Source organism: Rhizomonospora bruguierae (assembly GCF_018397995.1).
Lineage (GTDB): Bacteria > Actinomycetota > Actinomycetes > Mycobacteriales > Micromonosporaceae > Rhizomonospora > Rhizomonospora bruguierae.
The window spans coordinates 1-19548 of sequence record NZ_BBQH01000094.1 but is presented as its reverse complement, the minus strand read 5'-3'; the positions used below and the strand labels follow the sequence as shown (position 1 = coordinate 19548).

Sequence of the window (19548 nt, the reverse complement as noted above, 5' to 3'; positions counted from 1 at the left end):
GCGCTGGCGGCGGCGGTGCACCCGGCTGCGGCGCGGGCGGCGCGGGCGCCGTCGCGGGAAGCGGCGGCGAGGCGCGGCTCGTAGCCGTTGCGGGCCAGCACGTCGGCGACCGCTTCGAGGGGCGGGCGGGCCCCGCCGGCCTCCCCCGGGCCCCCGCCGGCCTCCCCCATGCGCTGCCCGGTCGCCCTGGCGGCCGTCCGCAGGGCGTCGCGGGTGGGAACGCCGTCGCGGGTCGCCACGGTGATCGCCTCGGCCATGACCCGGCCGGCGAGATCGTAGTGGCGCTCGGGCAGGGTCACCGAGATGTCCCGGGCCGCGCGCCGGTAGAGCTTGGCGGGGCGGCCGGCACCCGGACCGCCGCGCCCCGGCGGCCGCCGGTACTCGACCTCCAGCAGGCCCTGGGCGACCAGCCGGTCGAGGTTGAACTTCGCCACGTGGTGCGGCACGCCGACGCCGGCCGCCGCGGCTTCCCGGCTGACCGGCCGGCCCTGGCCCACCACGTACCGGTAGAGATCGCGGCGCACGGGCTCACCGAGCGCGGCCACGCTGGCCACGTCCGCCTCGAACTGCGCCATCGGGACTAGTCTCCGGTGGACAACAGGTCCGCCAGCGGCACCGCCGGGTCCGCCAGGCGGGCGGGGTCGACCGCCCGGCCGGAGCGGACGAGCGCCTCGATCGGCTCGGTGACGTCCCAGACGTTGACGTTCATGCCGGCCAGCACCCGCCCGTCGGCCAGCCAGAACGCGATGAACTCGCGCCGCTGCACGTCGCCGCGGAAGACCACCTCGTACCGGTCGTCCGGGTCGACGAAGCCGGTGTACTCCATGCCCAGGTCGTACTGGTCGGTGTAGAAGTAGGGCAGCCGGTCGTGGGCGGCCCGCTGCCCGAGCATCGCCTTCGCGGCGGTCTGGGGCTGGTGCAGCGCGTTCGCCCAGTGCTCGACCCGCAGGTGCCGGCCGAGCAGCGGGTGCCAGGCGTTGGCCACGTCCCCGGCGGCGTAGACGTCGGGATCGGAGGTGCGCAGCGCCGCGTCGACCCGGATGCCGTCGTCGACGTCCAGGCCGGCGTCCACGGCCAGCCCGGTGTTGGGCGCGGCGCCGATGCCCACCACCACCGCGTCCGCGGCGATCTCGGTGCCGTCGGCCAGGCGGACCCCGGTGACCCGCCCCCCGGCGCCGGTGAGCCGCTCGATCCGCACCCCGCACCGCAGGTCGACGCCGTTGGCCCGGTGCAGGTCGGCGAAGACCCGGGCCGCCTCGGGGCCGAGCACGCGCAGCAGCGGCAGGTCGGCCGCCTCCAGCACGGTGACCTCGACGCCCGCCGCGCGGGCCGCCGCGGCCACCTCGAGGCCGATCCACCCGCCGCCCACGACCGCGATCCGGCCGGACCGCGACAGCGCCGCCCTGATCCGGTCGCTGTCCTCGAAGCGGCGCAGGGTCAACACGCCGTCCAGGTCCGCGCCGGGTACCGGCAGCCGGCGCGGCGAGGCACCGGTGGCCAGCAGCAGCTTCGCGTACCCGAGCCGTTCCCCGTCGGCGAGCGTCACCTCGTGGCCGGCGGGGTCGAGCGCCGTCACCGCCGTGCCGAGGCGCAGCCGCACCGCGTGCTCGTCGTACCAGCCTCCCGGGTGGACGGCGGCGGCGTCCCGGCCCGCCTGGTCCATCAGGTACTTCTTGGACAGCGGCGGCCGTTCGTACGGGTGGTGGTTCTCCTCCCCGATCAGCACCAGCGGCCCGTCGAAGCCCTCTTCGCGTAGGGCCTGCGCCGCCTTCGCGCCGGCCAGCCCGGCGCCCACGATGACGAAGGTCTCCACCACGGTCTCCTCTCTCCTGGGTCGACCGTAGACACCCGACATTCTTTCGTCAATCATCGTGTCCGTTAGAAAGATCCCGGGCGGGCCGACTCAGGGCTGGGGCAGCTTGGCGCACAGCTTGCCGGGGAAGTCCGGCTCGACGCCGCGCACGGTTGCGCAGCCGGCCTGCGTCGTGCTGGCGATCACGGCCCAGCCGCGCGGGCCGCCCCAGCGCAGGAAGTAGCGGCGCACGCTGACCGAAGGGGTACAGCCCGGCCCCGGCTCGGCGCCGCACGGCACCGGATCCCACGGCACCCGCATGACCAGCCACCCGCCGTCGCACGCCTCGACCGAGCCCGTGGAGTGCCGGGACACGTCCATCCCCTGGACCGCGACGCTGATCCAGGCGGGGTCGCAGTGGTCCGCCGGCATCGGGTCGCAGCCGAAGGTCTCGTCGCAGGCGTGGTACCCGGTTCCGTCGCGCTTCCACGGCCGCTCGTTCAGCACGACGATCCGGTCACCGATCGGCTCCCGGGCAGTCAGGGTCACCTCGCCGGGCGTGTGCGTGGGGCACGCCCCGACGACGCCCGAGAGCCGCGACTCCTGCACCACGTTGGCGTGGACGCGGTTGTTCTCCTCGGCCAGGTACCCGATGCGCGGGTCACGGGAGCAGCCGTCGGCGCTGGCGAGCAGCGCCACGGTCAGCACGAGCTCGCGCGGGTTCACACTCGCCCGCACCGCCGTGACATCGGCCTGGAAGAGACCCCAGTCGTCACCCGGGCCGGCGGGTGGCGGTACCTCGCCCGGCCGCGCGCAGCCGGCGAGCGCGACCAGGCACACCACGGCAGTGATCACTCGACGCATGGCGCCAAGCCTCGCAGCCGCCGGGAGCCGCTCGCATCCGCACGGATACTCAACCGGCCGCGGGTACGCCGCAGATACACAGGTAACCTACGTAGTACGGTTACGTAGGTTAGCGAAGGAGGTGGCCGCCGTGACGGAAGCGAGTTCCGACCGGGCCCCGACGCCCGCCGCGAGCGCGGCGGCTCGCGACCTCGCCGTGCTGTTCCGCCGGCTGCGTGCCCGCATGCGGCAGCTGCCGATGGGCGGCCTGACGCCGTCGCAGACGTCGGTACTGCTGCGCCTGGACAAGGACGGCGCCTCCTCGAACACGCTGCTGGCGCTGGCCGAGGGGGTGCGCTCGCAGTCGATGACCGCGACGCTGAACACCCTGGAGCAGCGGGGCCTGATCGAGCGCTCGCCGGACCCGGAGGACGGGCGCCGGCAGATCATCACGCTGAGCGAGGCGGGCCTGGCACGCGTGAGCCACGACCGGCAGGGCCGGCGCGACTGGCTGGCCCAGTCGATGGACGAGCGCTTCACCGCCGACCAACTCGCCACCATCAACGAGGCGTTGGCCCTGCTCGGCGAGCTGGCGGACCGGTGAACGGCGGGCAGCTCGCCCACCGGTTCGACCGGAAGCTGATCGGCCCGATGATCCTCGGGAGCATCCTGAACCCGATCAACTCCTCGATCATCGCGGTGTCACTGGTCCCGATCGGGCGGGCGTTCGGGGCGCCGGCGGCGCAGACGGCCTGGCTCATCTCGGCCCTGTACCTGGCCACCGCCATCGGCCAGCCGGTGGTGGGACGCCTGGTCGACCTGTTCGGCCCCAAGCGGCTGTTCCTGGCCGGCGCGGTCCTGACCGGGGTCGCCGGGCTGCTGGGCGCGCTGGCACCCAACCTCGCGGTGCTGGTGGTCGCGCGGGTGATCCTCGGCCTCGGCACCTGCGCCGGCTACCCGGCCTCGATGTTCCTCATCCGGGCCGAGTCCCGGCGCACCGGCCTGGCCAGCCCGAGCGGCGTGCTGACCGCGCTGGCCGTCGCCAGCCAGACGGTCGCGGCCGTCGGCCCCACGCTGGGCGGCCTGCTGATCGACCTGGGCGGGTGGCGCACGACGTTCGCCATCAACGTCCCACTGGCCGTGGTCAGCTTCGCCACCGCCGCGGTGTTCCTGCCCGGCGGGGACGCCGCGTGTGGTGCGGCCCCGCACAGTGGACACCCGAGGACGCGGATGGACCTGCCCGGGATCGCGCTGTTCGCCGCGATGCTCGTGTCGCTGCTGCTGTTCCTCATGAATCCCGGCCTGCGCCACGCCTACCTGCCGGCGGTCACCGCGGTGGCCGGCGTCGCGCTGGCCCGGCGGGAACTGCGCACCACCGAACCGTTCCTCGACCTGCGCCTGCTCGGCGGCAACCTCCCCCTCCTGGCCACCTACGCCCGCACCCTGCTGGCGATGACCGTCTCCTACGCCTTCCTCTACGGCTTCACCCAGTGGGCGGAGGACAGCCGGAACCTCAGCCCGACCGGTGCGGGCCTGCTGCTACTGCCCATGTCAGCGGTCGGGATCGCCGTGGCCGCGATCACCGGGCGGCGTCCCCAGATCCGCGGCAAGCTCATCGCCGGGGCCGTCGCCCAGCTCGCCGGGTGCGCGCTGCTGCTCGTCCTCGGCGCACGCTGCGGGATCTGGCTGCTCGTGGTCCTCGCGGTCGTCTTCGGCATCCCGCAGGGCCTGAACAGCCTGGCCAACCAGAACGCGGTCTACCACCAGGCACACCCCGAGCGGCTGGGATCGTCGTCCGGGCTGCTGCGCACCTTCACCTACCTCGGCGCGATCACCGCCTCGGCCGCCACCGCGGCGTTCTTCGGCCGCACCGCCGACACGCCCGGGCTGCACCACCTCGGGGTGTTCCTCGTCGCCGCCGCGGCGCTGTTCTTGATTCTCACGATCACCGACCGGTCGCTCGCCCGGGTCGGCCGACCCGACGGCGACGGCGGGCCGGCCCCCACCACCCGACTGGCGGCGACGGGCGCCCGCTGACCACACCCACCAAACCCCGAGAGGATCCCATGTCCGACACCCGCACGGTCCTGCTCATCATGGACTTCCAGAACGGCATTCTCGGCCGCGTCGACGGTGACACCGTCCTCGCCGCCGCCCGGCGCGCGGTCGGGGCCGCCCGTGACAACGACATCCCGGTCATGTTCGTCCGGGTGGCCTTCCGCCCCGGCTACCCCGAGGTCGCCGGGGCGAACCCGACCTTCGGCCGTATCCACCAATTCGGCGACGCCATGACGCAGGACCATCCGGCCACCCAGATCCACCCCGCCCTGCAAGCGCGGCCGGACGAACCGGTCATCACCAAGCGTCGCGTCAGCGCCTTCAGCGGCAGCGACCTGGACGTGCTGCTACGCGGCACCGGCGCCGACTCGCTCGTCCTGGCCGGCGTCTCGACCGGCGGCGTCGTGCTCTCCACCGTGCGCCAGGCCGCCGACCTGGACTACCGGCTCACGGTGCTCGCGGACGCCTGCGCCGACGCCGATCCCGAGGTGCACCGGGTGCTGACCGAGAAGGTGTTCCCCCGCCAGGCGGTCGTCACCACCACCGACGAGTGGATCCGGGCCCTCTGACGGTCAGCCACTCCATGATGGACTGTACGAGCGGGTGAAGCCGCCGGACGACCAGGGCGATGCCGGAGCGGGTGGGTGCGGCGCCGCCGCACGACTCTCCGCCGGGAGATCTTGGTACCGATCTGGTCGGAAAAGCGGTGTTTCGCGCCAAGATCTCACCCCGGGTACTGCCCCCCGCGGAGCGGGGCCGGGCACAGTGCGCTTGCTGTTATGGGCGTCGGGGTTCCTGACAGCGCCGTGTGCGCCCGGTGTCAGTGCCCGGGTGCAGTCTGGCGACGGGCCCGGTGCGACGCCGGGCCGCGATGAGGGGGATCACGATGTCAGATCTGGTGGTGCGCGCCGAGGGGCTGCGGAAAAGGTTCGGGCGCACCCAGGCGCTTGAGGGGGTGGACCTGGCCGTCCGGCGCGGCACGGTGCTGGGCATGCTGGGCCCGAACGGCGCGGGCAAGACCACGACGGTGCGCATCCTCGCGACGCTGCTGCGCCCGGACGCGGGCAGCGCCCAGGTCGCCGACGTCGACGTACTGCGCCATCCGGACCGGGTACGTCGGTTGATCGGCCTCACCGGGCAGTACGCCTCGGTCGACGAGGACCTGACCGGCCGGCAGAACCTGGTCCTCATCGGCCAGTTGCTCGACCTGCCCGGCCGGGACGCCCGCCGGCGCGCCGAGGAGTTGCTGGACTGGTTCGGCCTGTCCGCCGCCGCGCGCCGGCCGGCCAAGACGTACTCCGGGGGCATGCGCCGCCGCCTCGACCTGGCGGCGAGCCTGGTCGGCCGGCCCGAGGTGATCTTCCTGGACGAGCCGACCACCGGTCTGGACCCCGCCAAGCGCGAGGAGATGTGGGGCGTGGTGCGCGCCCAGGTGGCCGACGGGTCCAGCGTGCTGCTGACCACCCAGTACCTGGAGGAGGCGGACGCGCTGGCCGACGAGATCGTCGTGGTGGACGGCGGCCGGGTGATCGCCCACGACACGCCGGAGGGGCTCAAACGCCGGGTCGGCGGGCAGCGGCTGCTGGTCCGCCCCGCCGATCCCGCCCGGTTACCGGAGGTGCTGAAGGTGCTCGACGACGTGGCCGCACCCGGCATGTCCGCGGTGCTGGACACCGCCACCGGCTCCCGCCCCGGCGCCGCGACGGTGCCCGTGACCGGCGACGCCGTCCTCGGCCCGGTCGTCGCCGCGCTGGCCGGCGCCGGCGTCGAGGTGACCGAGCTGGGCCTGCACCTGCCCAGCCTCGACGAGGTCTTCTTCACCCTGACCGGCGCGCCCGCCGGCGGCGCCGACTACGACACCCCCACCACCGCCAAGGAGCTGGTATGACCATCCTCGACACCGCCGGCCCCCGTGCCGTACGGCACCGGACCGCCCGCCGCGGCGGCCCGCCGGTCGCGCTGGCCCGGCACGCCGTCGCCCTGGCCCGGCGCAGCCTGATCAAGACGCTGCGCACGCCCGAGGCGCTGATCGACGTGACCCTCCAGCCGATCATCTTCCTGATGATGTTCACGTACCTGTTCGGTGGCGCCATCAGCGACGGCGATCGGCACAGCTACCTGCAGTTCCTGCTCCCCGGCATCCTCGGGCAGTCGCTGGCGATGGGCGGCATCGCGCTCGGGCAGAACCTCAACGCGGACATCGAGAAGGGCGTCTTCGACCGCTTCCGCTCGCTGCCGATCTCCCGTTCGGCGCCGCTGGTGGGTGCGGTCGCCGCCGACATCGTCCGCTACCTGACCGTGTGCGTGGTGATCCTGGTCGCCGGCGCGGCGATGGGCTTCCGGATCGGCACCAACCCGGTGGCCACCGTCGCCGCTGTCGCCCTCGCGATCGGGTTCGGGCTCAGCTTCTGCTGGCTGTCGGTGCTCGTCGGGATGCTGGTGCGCTCGCCGGGCGCCGTGCAGGGGGCCATGTTCATGGTCATCTTCCCGCTGTCCTTCGGCAGCAACGTGTTCGTGCCCACCTCGACGCTGCCCGGCTGGCTCCAGGCGTTCGTCCACGTCAACCCGATGACGCCGCTGGTCGCCACGATGCGCGGGCTGCTGGTGGGCGGGCCGGTCGCCGGGCACCTGCTGCCGACGCTGCTGTGGATGGCCGGCTTCCTGGTGGTGCTCGTCCCGCTGGCGCTGCGCGCCTACTCCCGCCGCGCCTGAGCGGCGACCGGGGCGTCCCCCGCGGCCGGCGGGTCACCGGCGATGGCGGTACCGGCGGCGCCGGTACCGCCATCGCCGTGGCGGGCCGGGTCGATCCGCCGGACGGCGGCCTGCGGATCGAGCGACCACCCGGCGGCGTGGGCGTCGGCGAAGCCGGCCGGGCCGAGCACCGCCCGGGCGCGCCGGATCAGCCCGGCCACCTGCGGGTCGGTGCGGTCCTCGGCGCCGCGCACCCGGGCCGCCGCGCCGAGCAGCAGCACGGCCTGGCGGTACCGGCCCTCGGCGGCGGCCAGTTCGGCGGCAGCGGTCGCGACCAGGGCCAGGAGCGGCATGTCCCGGGCGCCCACGGCCGCGGCGTACGCGCCGCCCAGCAGCGACCGGGCGGTCGCCAGGTCGCCCCGGGCGGTCGCGAGCATGGCCTGGACGCCGCCGATGATGGCCCGGCCGTGGTCGCCGCTGAACGTCGCCGTCCGGTTGTCATCCAGCCGCCGCTCGACGGCGTACAGCAGGCGCTCCGCCCGGTCGAGCAGTCCCCGCCGGATCATGATCGCCGCCTCCACGGCGTCGACCATGGCGATCAACTCCGGCGAGGCCGCGCGCCCGGCCCGGGCCCGCGCGGCGGCCAGCGCCGCTTCGGCCTCCGCCGGCTCGCCGCGCCGCGTGTGCAGGTCGGCCCAGCGCAGTTCGAGGAAGATCTCGTCGGCGAGGTCCAGCGCACCGAACTCCCGGGACAGGGCGCGGGCGGTGCGCAGGTCCGCCAGCGCGCCGTCGAGGTCACCGTCGTACTGGCGGACGACCGCGCGCAGCGGCAGGATGCTCGTCTGCCCCCACCGGTCGCCGGTGGCCCGGAAGCCGGCCAGCGTCCGATCGGCGTCGCGGCGCAACCGCGCCATGTCGCCCTCGTTCTCCGCCAGGCGGCACCGGAACAGCAGCGCCAGGGCCGACAGCCAGGGATCGGCGCCGCCGGCCACGATCGCCATCTGGCGCACGGCGTCGGTGACCTGGCCGGAGAAGTACAGCAGGGCGCAGGCCAGGACGCCCGGAACGCCGGGCAGCGGGGCCAGGGCGGCGAGCCGGGCGACCAGGTCGCGCATCCCGCGGCGCTCGTCCGACCCCTCGACGCGCCCGCCCGGCTCGGCGCCGAGCATGTTCCACCTGTGCATGACGCGGGCGCTGTCCACGGTCACCGGATCGGGCCGGCCGGGCGTGGCCAGCGCCTCGCCCAGCCAGTACACCGCCTCGGTGTGCTGGCCGAGCAGGAACCAGTACCAGGACAGGTCCAGCGCGAGCCGGACGGCGGCGGCGCCGTCGCCCGAGTCGCAGTGGTGGCGCAGCGCGGCGAGCGCGTTGTCGTACTCGGCGCGCAGCAGCGACAGCGCCGGCAACTGATCGGCGCTGCGCAGCAGCGGGTCGGCCGCGGCGACCAGGCCGGCGACGTGGCGGGCGGCCAGCTCCCGGACGGCGGTCAGCTCGCCGCGTTCGGCCAGCCGCTCGACCCCGTACTCGCGCAGCGTCTCCAGCATCCGGTACCGGGGGCCCTCGCCGGCCAGGTGCAGCAGTGACCGGTCCACCAGGGCGGCCAGCAGGTCCGGTACCCGCTGGGCGCCGATGCCGGTGCCGGCGCAGACGGCGGCGGCCGACCCGGGCGTCACGCCGGCCGGCAGCACGCAGACGCGCTCCACCACGATCCGCTCGTCGGCGCCGAGCAGGTCCCAACTCCAGGCGATCACCGCGCGCAGGGTGCGGTGCCGGGGCAGGGCGGTGCGACTGCCGCCGGCCAGCAGCCGGAACCGGTCGGACAGCCCGGCGGCCAGGTCGGCCAGCGGCAGGGTGCGCAGCCGCGCCGCGGCCAGTTCCAGCGCCAGCGGCAGGCCGTCGAGGCGGCGAACCACCTGCACCACGTCGCCGACGGTCGCCGGGGCCACCGCGAAGCCGGGCCGGACCGCGGCGGCGCGCTCGACGAACAGCCGCACCGCGGGGGACCTCGCCGCGCCGGCGGGGTCGGCGCCGGGCGGCGGCAGGTCCAGCGAGGCCAGCGGGACCAGTGCCTCGCCGTCCACCGCCAGCGGCTCCCGGCTGGTCGCCAGCACCCACAACCGGGGGCAGCGGACCAGCAGCGCGGTGGCCACCTCGGCCGCCGCCGCGACCAGGTGCTCGCAGTTGTCCAGCACCAGCAGCGTCTCCTGGTGCGCCAGCCGCTCCAGCAGGACGTCCAGCGCGGCCCGGCCGCCCGGCACCGGCCGCCCCGGTCGCTGCTCGAACAGCCCCGCGCCCCGGACCCCGAGGGTCGACACGATCGCGGCGGCGACCTCGTTCGGCTCGGTGACCGGCGCCAGGTCCACCAGCCAGGTGCCGTCCGGGAACCGGCCGGCGAGCCGGGCCGCCGCCTCCACCGCCAGCCGGGTCTTGCCGGCGCCGCCCGGCCCGAGGACGGTGACCAGGCGCCCGGCCGCGAGCAACGCCTCGACCCGGGCCAGGTCCTCGTCCCGGCCCACGAAGCTGGTCAGCGCGGCGGGCAGGTTCCCCGCGGGCGGTGGCGTCGACGCGCTCCCCGCCCGGGCGCCGGCCGGCTCGCTTCCCGCACGCAGCAGCCGCAGGTGGCGCTCGCGCAGCCCGCTGCCCGGGTCAGCCCCCAACCCGTCGGCCAGGTCGCGGCGGATCCGCTCGTACACCGCCAGCGCCTCCGCCTGCCGGCCGGACCCGGCGAGGGCGTCCATGTGCAGGCCGGCGAGGCGCTCGTCCAGCGGCTCCTCGGCCAGCAGGGCCGGCAGCCGCCCGGCGACCTCGGCGTGCCGGCCCAGCAGCAGGTCCGCCTCGGCCAGGTCGGCCGCCGCACCGATCCGGGCGTGGGCGAGCCGGACGGCCGCCGCGGGCGCCACGGCGGCGAGTTCGGCGGCCACCGGCCCGCGCCACAGCGCCATGGCCTCGGCGAGGACGGTGGACGCGGTGCCCGGATCGCCGGCCCGCAGCCGGGCGCGGCCCCGCTCGGCGAGCCCCTCGAACCGGGTGGCGTCGACGGAGTGCACCGGGACCGCCAGCCGGTACCCGCCGGCCACCTGCTCCACCGCGGCGGCGGAGCCCAGCGCGCGGCGCAGCCGGGAGACCAGCGACTGGAGCGCGTTGGCGGGGGCGGCCGGCCGCTTCTCCGGCCACACCGCGTCGACCAGGGTGGCGGCCTCGACCGGGCGGTCGGCGACGACCGCGAGCCGGGCCAGCAGGCCGCGCAGGCGGCTGCCCGGCAGCGGTGCCGTCACCCCGCCCCGGCTCACCCGTAACGGACCGAGCAGTGCCACCTCGATTCCCTGCTCCGGCCCCCCGCGTTCGTCCACCCCCCGATCCTCTCGCGTCCCGGCCACCGGGCCGGAACGCGGGGGTCGGCCCCCGGGGGGCCCGGGCGGGCCGGAGCCATTCGCGATGGGCCCGGGCGGGCCGGCGCTATTGGCGATGGGCCGGGCGGGGCGGAGCCGTTCGCAAGAGGCGGGCGGTGTCAGCGGCGGGCGCCGTCGAGGTACGCGAGTACGGCCAGGACCCGCCGGTTGTCGTCGTCGGAGGCGGCCAGGCCCAGCTTGCCGAAGATGCTCGCGGTGTGCTTGCCGATCGCGCTCTCGCTCAAGTAGAGCCGCTGCCCGATGGCCGCGTTGGAGCGCCCCTCCGCCATGAGCGCCAGCACCTCGCGCTCGCGCGGCGTGAGCCGCTCCAGCGGTTCGTCCGCGCCCCGGCGGGCGAGCAGCTTCGCGATCACCTCGGGGTCCATCGCGGTGCCGCCCGCGGCCACCCGGTCGACCGCGTCGAAGAACTGATCGACGTTGAGCACCCGGTCCTTGAGCAGGTACCCCACCGCCCCGGCTCCGTCGGCCAGCAGCTCCCGGGCGTACAGCTGCTCGACGTGCTGGGACAGGACCAGGACCGGCAGGCCCGGCACCTCGCGGCGGGCGGCCAGCGCCGCCTGGAGCCCCTCGTCGGTGTGCGAGGGCGGCAGCCGCACGTCCACCACGCCCACGTCCGGGCGCTCCCGCAGCAGGGCGGCCAGCAGGTCGGGGCCGGTCTCCACCGCCGCGACGACGGTGTGGCCCCGCGCCTCCAGCAGCCGGGCCAGGCCCTCCCTCAGGAGGACGAGGTCCTCGGCGAGGACAACGCGCACGGGATCTCCATCGTCACGACCGTCGGGCCGCCCGGCGGGCTGTGCAGGGCGAGGACACCGTCGAATGTACCCAGCCGCCGCCGGATGCCGCGCAGCCCGGTACCGCGCTGCGGGTCCGCGCCGCCCGGCCCGTCGTCGGTGACGACCAGCCGCAGTACGCCCCCGGCGTGCCGGATGTCGACGGTCACCCGCTCGGCGTGCCGGCTCGCGTTGGCCAGCGCCTCGATGACCGCGAAGTAGGCGGCCGACTCGACCGGGGCCGGCGGGCGGCCGGGCAGGTCCACGGTCACGTCGACCGGCAGGGGGCTGTCCAACGCCACGGCCCGGACCGCGTCGCCGAGGCCGCGCTCGGCGAGCACCGGCGGGTGGATGCCCCGGACCAGGTCGCGCAGCTCGGCCAGGGCCGTCGCCGAGGCATCGCGGGTCTGGCGCAGCAGCTCCCGGGCGGCGGCCGGATCGCGGTCCAGCAACTGCTCGATGGCGTTGAGGCTGAGCCCGACGGCCACCATCCGCGCCTGCGCGCCGTCGTGCAGGTCCCGCTCGATGCGGCGCAGCTCGGCCGCCTGCGCGTCCACCGCGTCGGCGCGGGTCTCGGTCAGGCGCTCCACCCGGGCGGCCAGCCGGTCGGACTCCGCCTGCAGGACGGCGGCCCGGGTCGGGCGCAGCAGCAGCGCGCTCCAGCCCACGATCGCGCGGCGCACCGGCACGGCCAGCAGCAGGCCGGCCAGGCCGAGGACGAGCCCGAGCAGGCAGCTCAGCCACCCCGGCACCGCGGCGAGGGCCGGCACAAGGGCCTGGGCCGGGCGCCACAGGTACCACGGCGGGATCCAGATTCCGGTGATCAGCCCGAGCGGTAGGCCCCACAGCGGCCACCACAGCAGCGGCCAGAACAGCCCGAGGAAGAAGTACCCGACCAGCACCGCCGGGATCACGGCGAGCAGCCCGACGACGGGGGCGGTGACCAGCCAGGCGAAGTCCCGCCAGGTGGCCCGGTCGCGGTACAGCCACGGGAAGTACTGCGCCCGGGCGGCGGCCTCGCGCGTCTTGTAGAGATGCCGGTCGGCCCGGTAGCGCCCGTCCGGGTCGGGCTCGGGCGCCGCCGGGCGCGGCAGGTACGGCTGGGGGATGGTCACGCCGCCCCACCCGGCCGCCAGGCGCCGGTAGCGGTTCAGGGCGGGGCGCAGGGCCTGGGCGCCCATCGTGATGCCGAAACCACCGGCGAGGATCACCCCGAGCAGCAGGAGCGCGAGCGGGATCAGGCCGAGCAGGGCCAGCCCGGCCAGCGCCACCGCGTGCCACGCCGCCTGGAAACTCCGGCCGGTCCAGGCGGACAGGCCCGATCTGCGCCACCATGAGCGCTCCCTGCGCCCGAGCCAGCGGCCGGCCCAGCGGCCGTGCAGCCGCACCGCGGCCGGCCCGGCGGCGACCCCGAGGACCACCGCCGCCACCCCCGCTGCCCGGCCGGCGCCACCGAGGGCGATCGCGGCGATCAGACCGCCGGCGACCCCGACCGCGGGTATCGCCGCGAGCAGGGCGCCGACCGGGCCGTAGAGCACCAGCCAGAGCCAGTCGCGGGTGGTCGCCGGGTCCGCGGAGAGCCACGCCAGGCGCCCCAGGAACGCCGGCGTCCGGGGCGTGCGGTAGAGGTGCGCGTCGTGCTCGTACCAGCCATCCGGCCGCCGCACGGGTTCGGGCGCCCGGCCGGGCCGGTACAGGGTGGGGATCTCGACGCCGCTCCACCGACCGGCCAGGGCACGCGACAGCCCGGTCAGGCGGCGCGACCCCGCGACCCCCGCCGGGTAGGTCACCACGAGCGTGGCGGCCACCACCATCGCCAGGGCGTAGCCGAACCCCGCCACGGCGAGCGCTACGAGGGCCAGCCCGCGCAGCGGTGCGACCGCCCATTCCCGCGGGGATGCCCAGACCGACCGGTTCATGCCGCAAGTCTGCCCGGCCTGGTCGGGCTGGCGCACTGCGGCTGAGTGCCGGCCGGGGTGTAGCTAGGCACACCCTGACCCGGCGCGCAGACACATTCTCGGCGGCCGATGCGGTTCGTAGCGTCGTCGGCATGGCGATCATCGAAGTCCGGAACCTGCACAAGCGGTACGGCGACACGGTCGCGGTGCACGACGTCTCGTTCGACGTCGAGCGCGGCGAGATCTTCGGCCTGCTCGGCCCCAACGGCGCCGGCAAGACCACCACCGTCGAGACGCTGGAAGGGTTGCGCCGCCCCGATTCCGGTGCCGTCCGGGTACTCGGCCTGGACCCGCAGCGGGACCGGGTCGAGCTGCGGCAGCGGGTCGGCGTCCAACTCCAGGAGGGCCGACTGCCGGAGCGGATCAAGGTGTGGGAGGCGCTGGACCTCTACGCCTCCTTCTACCGCCAACCGGCCGACTGGCGTCAGCTCATGGCCGACCTGGGCCTGTCCGACAAGCGCGACGCCGCCTACGGGCGGCTCTCCGGCGGCCAGAAGCAGCGCCTGTCCGTCGCGCTCGCCCTGGTGGGCAACCCCGAGGTGGCCATACTGGACGAGCTGACGACCGGGCTGGACCCGGAGGCGCGGCGCGAGGTGTGGCACCTGATCCGGGCGGTGCGCGCCCGCGGCGTCACCGTCGTGCTGGTCACCCACTTCATGGACGAGGCCGAACGGCTGTGCGACCGGCTGGCCGTGCTCAAGGCCGGCCGGGTCGTGGCCCTGGACACCCCGGCCGCGCTCGTCGCCGCCGTGCCCGCGCGGCGGGGCGAGCGGCCCACCCTCGAAGACGCGTTCCTCTCGCTGACCCAGGAGGTCTGAGCCGTGCCGACCGTGCTGAAGTTGTCCATTGTGGAAATCAAGCTGTACCTGCGCGAGCCGCTCGGCGTGTTCTTCGCCGTGCTGTTCCCCGCCGTGCTGCTCGTGGTGCTGGGCTCGGCCATTCCCGCCTTCCGTGACCCCAGCGCGGACATCGGCGGCCGGGTGCCGATCGAGTTCTTCTTCCCGATCGCCCTCGCCCTCGCCATCGCCACCGCGATGCTGGTCCCTCTGCTGAACACGCTGGCGCTGTACCGGGAAAGGGGGGTGCTGCGCCGGCTCGCGACGACGCCGGCCTCCCCGGCGGCGCTGCTGGGCGCGCAGGTGGCGGTGAACCTGCTGGCGCTGCTGGCCGGCTGCCTGCTGGCGTGGCTGGCCGGGCGCCTGGCCTTCGGCATCCCCCTGCCGGGCAACCCGGCCGGCTTCGCGCTGGCGCTCGTGCTGGGCGCTGCCGCGATGGGCGCGTTGGCGCTGTGCCTGGCCGCGGTGGCCAAGAGCGCCAGGGCGGCCGCCGGGATCGGGCAGGTGGTGTACTTCCCGATGCTGTTCTTCGCGGGGGTGTGGACGCCCGGCCCCCTGATGCCCGCGGCGGTGCGGCGCGTCGCCGACTTCGTCCCGCTGGGCGCGGCGTCCCAGGCGCTGCAGGACACGTGGGCCGGCGGCTGGCCGCGGCCGCTACACCTGGCCGTGGCCGCCGCGTCGGTCGCCCTGTTCGGCGGCCTCGCGGTCCGGTTCTTCCGCTGGACCTGACGCATCCGGGCGGTGGGTGCGCCCGGCGGAGGCCGGGGCGCCCGCCGCTGTGCTGAGACAATGCCCAGGTGATCATCCTGATGCACAGCTCCAAGACGATGCGGCTGCCGTCGTCCGGCACGCGGCCCAGTGGGACGCCGGTGCTCATCGACCGCGCGGCGGAGCTGATCGGGCGGCTCCGGGCGCTCACGCCGGCGCACCTGGCGCGGGCCATGACAATCTCGGCCGAGCTGGCCGCGAGGACCAGGGCGCAGTACGACGACTGGACGGCGGAGCCCACCGCCCCGGCGGCCGAGACGTTCGTCGGTGACATCTACAGCGGCCTGCGCGTCGACTCGTTCGGCCCGGCCGACCGCCGGTACGCCGACGCGCACCTCCGGATCCTGTCCGGCCTGTACGGCATCCTGCGGCCCTTCGACGGCATCCAGCCCTACCGGCTGGAGATGGGCTACCGCCTGCCGGACCTGAACCTGTACCGGTTCTGGGGCGGCGCGATCGCCGAGCAGTTGCCGGCCGAGGGCCGGATCGTCAACCTCGCGGCGGCCGAGTACAGCCGCACGGTCACCAGGTACGTCGATGCCGACCGGGTCGTGACCCCGAAGTTCCTGACCGTCGACGGGCAGACCGGGCAGCCGAAGTTCGTCGTCGTGCACGCCAAGATCGCCCGGGGCGCCTTCGCCCGGTGGATGGTCACGACCCGCGCCACCGACCTGACCGGCTTCGCCGACATCGGCTACGCGTACGACAAGGCGCTCAGCTCACAGCGCGAACCCGTCTACGTGTGCGAGCGGTTCGGCGGGAAGGGCCTGTCCGTGCGGCTCACCTGACGCGGTACGGTCATCGGCCGGCCAGGCGGGCTTCGGCGGCCCGCCAGGCCGCCCGGTCGCCCCGCGGCCCGTACCGTCCTCGCCCGGCCCGATCAGCGGACGCTCACCGCGGGCCGGCCGCCGCCGGGACGACGGCCCGGTTGCCGGCGTCGCCGCGCCGAGCGCGGCCGGCGGCCGTGCGTCGTGTTGTAGTCTGCGGTCCCCAACGGCCGGCGAGGAGGTGCCAGTGCGGTGACGCCACCCATCGCGCTGCCGCCCTGCGAACCCGGCGGCCCCGACCCCGTGGCGGTGTCCGCCGCGATCCGGGAGTGGGTGACGTCGCCGGCCCTGGCGGAACTGGTCGGCCACTTCGGCGGCGAGGTGCCCGCCGGCCCGCTCGGGTCGGTGCTGGACCGGGTGGCGGAGTTCTCGCGGGTGTGGGATTTCCGTGCCGGCGTCCGGGAACGCTTCGACACGACCCACGTCGACTACGGGGACGACCTCGACGCCCGGCTACGCGCCCTGATCCACACGCTCGGACTCGGCGACCGGGAGTGGCCCGCCCACGACCGCTACGACCACCTCGTCGTGCTGGGCGGAGGCATCCGCGTGACCCTTGGCCGCGCCGAGTACGCCGCCCGGTTGCTCGCGGGCCTGCGCGTCCGGACCGTCGCCGGGCTGGGCAGCCTCCGGTGGCGCGACGACCGCGAACACCGCGAGGCGGCTCGCCTCGGCCTCGGCCCGATCGAGACCGAGGCCGACATGATGCTGACCGGGCTGCGCCGGTACCTGGACCTCGCCGAGCCCGCAACCGCGCGCGAGGGCGACGGTTGGTGGCACCGCGTCTGGGCCGAACCGCGCCCGGGCATCGAGGAAGTCCACGTGCTCGCCGCCGCGTCGACCCGGCCACCGCGCCGGGCGAACACGGCCGACACGCTCCTGGGCTGGGCCGAACACGTCCACACGCCGGGCCGGGCCGAGCGCGTGCTGCTCATCACCAACCACCCGTACGTCCTGCACCAGCACTGCGACGCCGTCCGGCTGCTCGGCGGCCGCTACGGATGCGGCATCGAGACGATCGGCTTCGACGACCTCGCCCGACACACGTGGGGCCGGCCGCTGCGCACCACCGAACTGCTCCAGGAGGTCCGCTCCTCACTGCTGGCCATGCGCCAACTCCACACCGCCCTCGCCCACGCCACCGCATAACCGCCCTGGGTCACGCTGCTGCCCTCTGCCTCCCCGGGCCGGCCATGGGCGGATCTTGGTACCGATCTGGTCGGAAAAACAGAAAGCGGCGTGTCGTACCAAGATCTCGCCCCGGGGGCTGCCCTTCAAGATCGACGGGGTGGTCCAGCGCCGGCATACTGGGCGGGTGGCTGGTCGACGGGAGCGGCGACGGCGGCGGTGGGCGTCCGGCAGGCAGCGGGAGATCCTCAGCCGGCCGGTGCTGCGCGGACCCAAGCCGGGGCGCTGGACGCGTTACGCCCAGTTCGACCGGCCGAATTGGATCGCCGTCGTTGTCGGGTTGGCCGTGGGCGGCGCGCTGCTCGCCATCGGCATCGACGAGTGGCACGACCACTATCTGCTGGAGGCCCGCGGGGTCGTGACGACCGGCCGGATCGTGGAGGTCCAGGGCGGCAAGCGCACGTCCCTGACCGTGCAGTTCACGACGGCCGCCGGTGACGAGGTCACGGCCGAGGTTATCGATCCCTCCGCGAGCACGAAGCAGGAGGAGGGCGCGCCGATCACCCTGCGCTACGACCCGCAGGCCCCCGACCGGGTGGCCGATGTCAAGGATGACGTGGCGGTCGGCTCGCGATGGTTGCTCGTCGCCGCCGGCGGGGCGCTGCTGGCCGGGACCGGGTGGGCCGCGTGGCGGCTTGTCTCCGCCCGCACCGGCAGGGCCCGCGGGCGGGGCCGCGCTCCCCGCTGAGCCACGACCGGCGGGCGCGGGCCCACCGGCCGGTCAGCGGTACACAACCAAGGCCCAGGCCAGACCCGCTACCCGGTCAACGATGCGCGACCAAAACCCCAGGCCAGACCCCACAGGCCCAGCGGCGCGACCACAACCCAGGCCAGACCCACAGGCCGGCCAGCAGTAGGCGACCAACGCCCCAGGCCAGAAGTCGCGGGCCGGTCAGCGGTGCGCGAGCGCGGCCCAGGTCGGGACTGCCGGCTGGCACCGCTTCGTGCGGCCCTCGGCTCCACACGCGCCGACATGATCATGCACACGCGCTGCTGCCTAACATGCTATGGGCCGATGAGAAGGTTAGGACGCCGGAAGCGGTATCGGTCAATGTGTGGGCGGCGCGGCGGTAGTCGCGCAGGGATCTTGAAGCACTTCATCCGGGCCAGGGCGTGTTCGACCTGCGCGCGGACGGTGCGGTGCTGCTTGTTCAGGTCGGCTTTCCAGCCGGGTAGCTCGGCGCCGTCGGTGGGCTTGCGGTACGGGATGATCACCTGCGGGTTGCCGCGGTAGGCGCCGTCGGCCATGACCCGTTCTACCGGCGAGTTTCTGGTCGATGGCGCTCATACATCCGCTTTCCGATCAGCGGATGGACGACCCGGACGGCGAGCAACGCGATCGACAGCAGCACACCAAGTGTCGAGAACTCCGGCGAGATGTCCATGATCGTGCCTCCACTCAGGCCGGTCGCGGGCACCGATTAGCATCCGATGCGACCTACACCGCAATCCCATCTAGCTAGCGTCACAAGCTAAATGGCGGTGGAACTATCTGGCCAGCCGCTGGACGGGGATCCGGAGGAGGCGGTACGGGAGGGTGCTCCGCCTCCTTCTTGCTGTGCCCGTGCGCCGGGGCCGACACCGGCCACGAACGTGGGCGGTGGTGGTCAGGCCGCGCCGAGTAGGAGGCCGGTCACGGTTGCCAGCCGAGGAGGTGCCAACAGGCGAGCCAGGCAAGGTAGCCGACGCTGACGATGGTGAAGAGGGAGTAGCCGGCGCGGGTCGTGACCCGCTCGGCCGGTCGCCGCAGGGCGCGCACGGCGGCCACCGCGGTCGGTGCGGTGAGCACCGCGCTGACCAGTGGCAGCGCCAGCAGCGCGGCGACGGGGGTCGGAATGCCGTAGAGGATGGCCGACGGATCGGCCAGCGTCGCCGCCATCAGCACGGGGAATCCGACGAGGAAGGCGGCGTTGGCCGCGCCCAGTCCGGCGGCAAGCCACCGGCGGGCGGCGCCCGGTCGGCGTCGCAGGGTACCGATCGGGGCCATCACCACGGCGGCCAGCGAGCTGGCCAGGATGAGCGCGGCGATGGCCAGCTGCACCGGTGGAGTTTCCCACCACGGCATGCGTTGCAGGCTGGCGCTGCCGGTCAGCAGCCAGCCGTCGTCGAGCATCGCCGACTACCTCGCCACCCAGCAAGACATCGTCCAACGCCTCAACACCGCCACCACGGCCGCCGACCGCAACACCGCCCTAGCCGACCTGCTCGCCCACGCCGACCGACACCGCGACCTCATCGAGGAAGCCACCCGCTACCAGACCAGCCACGGCAACTTCGCCACAGACCCCTTCGCCGACCGCCGCGAACCCGCCGACCAGACGAAGCCCGCGAAGCGCACCGTGCGCAGCCGTAAAACCGAGAAGTAGACGCCCGGCGCCGCCCAAGATCGCAGGCTGGCTCAAAACGT

The 19548-nt window shown here is 74.8% G+C and carries 19 protein-coding genes and 1 pseudogene; 11 read left to right on the top strand and 9 right to left on the bottom strand.

The features are described 5' to 3' along the window. From KJS59_RS29035 to KJS59_RS29025, 3 genes are all read right to left on the bottom strand, one after another. Nucleotides 1–575 (bottom strand): helix-turn-helix domain-containing protein (locus KJS59_RS29035; protein ID WP_213456898.1); only part of this gene is annotated, 575 nt, incomplete at its 3' end. Nucleotides 576–580: 5 nt separating this feature from the next. Beyond that, nucleotides 581–1813 (bottom strand): NAD(P)/FAD-dependent oxidoreductase, encoded by a 1233-nt coding sequence (locus KJS59_RS29030; RefSeq protein WP_249715082.1) that lies wholly within the window; start codon nucleotides 1811–1813, stop codon nucleotides 581–583. Between the two features lie 90 nt (nucleotides 1814–1903). Then, entirely contained in the window at nucleotides 1904–2656 is a 753-nt protein-coding gene (locus KJS59_RS29025) for a hypothetical protein (RefSeq protein WP_213456896.1), read from the bottom strand. Between the two features lie 130 nt (nucleotides 2657–2786). Here KJS59_RS29025 and KJS59_RS29020 point away from each other — a divergent pair, with 130 nt between their 5' ends. From KJS59_RS29020 to KJS59_RS29000, 5 genes are all read left to right on the top strand, one after another. Continuing rightward, on the top strand, nucleotides 2787–3239 hold the full coding sequence (locus tag KJS59_RS29020) for a MarR family winged helix-turn-helix transcriptional regulator (RefSeq protein WP_249715081.1): 453 nt from the start codon (nucleotides 2787–2789) through the stop codon (nucleotides 3237–3239). Continuing rightward, on the top strand, nucleotides 3236–4672 hold the full coding sequence (locus tag KJS59_RS29015) for an MFS transporter (protein ID WP_249715080.1): 1437 nt from the start codon (nucleotides 3236–3238) through the stop codon (nucleotides 4670–4672). The genes KJS59_RS29020 and KJS59_RS29015 overlap by 4 nt, the downstream gene beginning before the upstream one ends. 29 nt (nucleotides 4673–4701) lie before the next feature. Further along, complete coding sequence (locus KJS59_RS29010) at nucleotides 4702–5262, top strand: cysteine hydrolase family protein (RefSeq protein WP_213456894.1); 561 nt, start codon at nucleotides 4702–4704, stop codon at nucleotides 5260–5262. A 317-nt stretch (nucleotides 5263–5579) separates the two neighbouring features. Further along, nucleotides 5580–6581: an ATP-binding cassette domain-containing protein gene (locus KJS59_RS29005; RefSeq protein WP_213456892.1), complete on the top strand. Its 1002-nt coding sequence runs from the start codon at nucleotides 5580–5582 to the stop codon at nucleotides 6579–6581. Further along, a complete protein-coding gene (locus tag KJS59_RS29000) occupies nucleotides 6578–7405 on the top strand; it encodes an ABC transporter permease (protein ID WP_213456890.1) in 828 nt (275 codons plus the stop codon). The genes KJS59_RS29005 and KJS59_RS29000 overlap by 4 nt, the downstream gene beginning before the upstream one ends. Here the strand turns inward: KJS59_RS29000 and KJS59_RS28995 are convergent. From KJS59_RS28995 to KJS59_RS28985, 3 genes are all read right to left on the bottom strand, one after another. Next, the gene (locus KJS59_RS28995; protein ID WP_213456888.1) at nucleotides 7387–10734 is read right to left on the bottom strand and encodes a BTAD domain-containing putative transcriptional regulator; all 3348 of its coding nucleotides are present in this window, start codon (nucleotides 10732–10734) and stop codon (nucleotides 7387–7389) included. The two genes, KJS59_RS29000 and KJS59_RS28995, sit on opposite strands and share 19 nt — an antisense overlap. Nucleotides 10735–10892: 158 nt before the next feature. Then, on the bottom strand, nucleotides 10893–11546 hold the full coding sequence (locus KJS59_RS28990) for a response regulator (RefSeq protein WP_213456886.1): 654 nt from the start codon (nucleotides 11544–11546) through the stop codon (nucleotides 10893–10895). Continuing rightward, nucleotides 11510–13483, bottom strand: coding sequence for a sensor histidine kinase (locus tag KJS59_RS28985; protein WP_249715079.1), 1974 nt, complete (start codon nucleotides 13481–13483; stop codon nucleotides 11510–11512). The genes KJS59_RS28990 and KJS59_RS28985 overlap by 37 nt, the downstream gene beginning before the upstream one ends. 131 nt (nucleotides 13484–13614) lie before the next feature. On the opposite strand from KJS59_RS28985, the pseudogene KJS59_RS28980 reads away from it, so the two are divergent. From KJS59_RS28980 to KJS59_RS28960, 5 genes and pseudogenes are all read left to right on the top strand, one after another. Beyond that, a pseudogene (locus KJS59_RS28980) lies at nucleotides 13615–14337 on the top strand (ABC transporter ATP-binding protein); the annotation flags it as partial. 6 nt (nucleotides 14338–14343) lie between these two features. Then, nucleotides 14344–15087, top strand: a complete 744-nt coding sequence (locus KJS59_RS28975; protein ID WP_213456882.1) for an ABC transporter permease — start codon at nucleotides 14344–14346, stop codon at nucleotides 15085–15087. A 68-nt stretch (nucleotides 15088–15155) separates the two neighbouring features. Beyond that, complete coding sequence (locus KJS59_RS28970) at nucleotides 15156–15914, top strand: YaaA family protein (RefSeq protein WP_213456880.1); 759 nt, start codon at nucleotides 15156–15158, stop codon at nucleotides 15912–15914. A 231-nt stretch (nucleotides 15915–16145) separates the two neighbouring features. Next, a complete protein-coding gene (locus KJS59_RS28965; protein ID WP_213456878.1) occupies nucleotides 16146–17102 on the top strand; it encodes a hypothetical protein in 957 nt (318 codons plus the stop codon). Between the two features lie 166 nt (nucleotides 17103–17268). Then, complete coding sequence (locus KJS59_RS28960) at nucleotides 17269–17829, top strand: DUF3592 domain-containing protein (protein WP_213456876.1); 561 nt, start codon at nucleotides 17269–17271, stop codon at nucleotides 17827–17829. Nucleotides 17830–18146: 317 nt separating this feature from the next. Here KJS59_RS28960 and KJS59_RS28955 read toward each other — a convergent pair whose 3' ends face one another. The 3 genes from KJS59_RS28955 to KJS59_RS28950 form a co-directional block, all read right to left on the bottom strand. Then, nucleotides 18147–18389: a transposase family protein gene (locus KJS59_RS28955; RefSeq protein ID WP_376771294.1), complete on the bottom strand. Its 243-nt coding sequence runs from the start codon at nucleotides 18387–18389 to the stop codon at nucleotides 18147–18149. An 8-nt stretch (nucleotides 18390–18397) separates the two neighbouring features. Further along, nucleotides 18398–18526 carry a hypothetical protein gene (locus KJS59_RS31935; RefSeq protein ID WP_283775924.1) on the bottom strand — a complete coding sequence of 43 codons (129 nt, stop codon included), beginning with the start codon at nucleotides 18524–18526 and terminating at the stop codon, nucleotides 18398–18400. A gap of 248 nt (nucleotides 18527–18774) precedes the next feature. Continuing rightward, entirely contained in the window at nucleotides 18775–19182 is a 408-nt protein-coding gene (locus KJS59_RS28950; protein ID WP_213456873.1) for a hypothetical protein, read from the bottom strand. Here KJS59_RS28950 and KJS59_RS28945 point away from each other — a divergent pair. Beyond that, a complete protein-coding gene (locus KJS59_RS28945; protein WP_213456871.1) occupies nucleotides 19157–19507 on the top strand; it encodes a hypothetical protein in 351 nt (116 codons plus the stop codon). The two genes, KJS59_RS28950 and KJS59_RS28945, sit on opposite strands and share 26 nt — an antisense overlap. Nucleotides 19508–19548 lie beyond the last annotated feature (41 nt).

Coding starts and splice junctions, on each gene's coding strand:
- KJS59_RS28955 (WP_376771294.1), bottom strand. CDS start 18,389: ATGGCCGACGGCGCCTACCGCGGCAACCCGCAGGTGATCATCCCGTAC.
- KJS59_RS29005 (WP_213456892.1), top strand. CDS start 5,580: ATGTCAGATCTGGTGGTGCGCGCCGAGGGGCTGCGGAAAAGGTTCGGG.
- KJS59_RS29010 (WP_213456894.1), top strand. CDS start 4,702: ATGTCCGACACCCGCACGGTCCTGCTCATCATGGACTTCCAGAACGGC.
- KJS59_RS28945 (WP_213456871.1), top strand. CDS start 19,157: ATGAGCGCGGCGATGGCCAGCTGCACCGGTGGAGTTTCCCACCACGGC.
- KJS59_RS29000 (WP_213456890.1), top strand. CDS start 6,578: ATGACCATCCTCGACACCGCCGGCCCCCGTGCCGTACGGCACCGGACC.
- KJS59_RS28985 (WP_249715079.1), bottom strand. CDS start 13,483: ATGAACCGGTCGGTCTGGGCATCCCCGCGGGAATGGGCGGTCGCACCG.
- KJS59_RS29025 (WP_213456896.1), bottom strand. CDS start 2,656: ATGCGTCGAGTGATCACTGCCGTGGTGTGCCTGGTCGCGCTCGCCGGC.
- KJS59_RS31935 (WP_283775924.1), bottom strand. CDS start 18,526: ATGGACATCTCGCCGGAGTTCTCGACACTTGGTGTGCTGCTGTCGATC.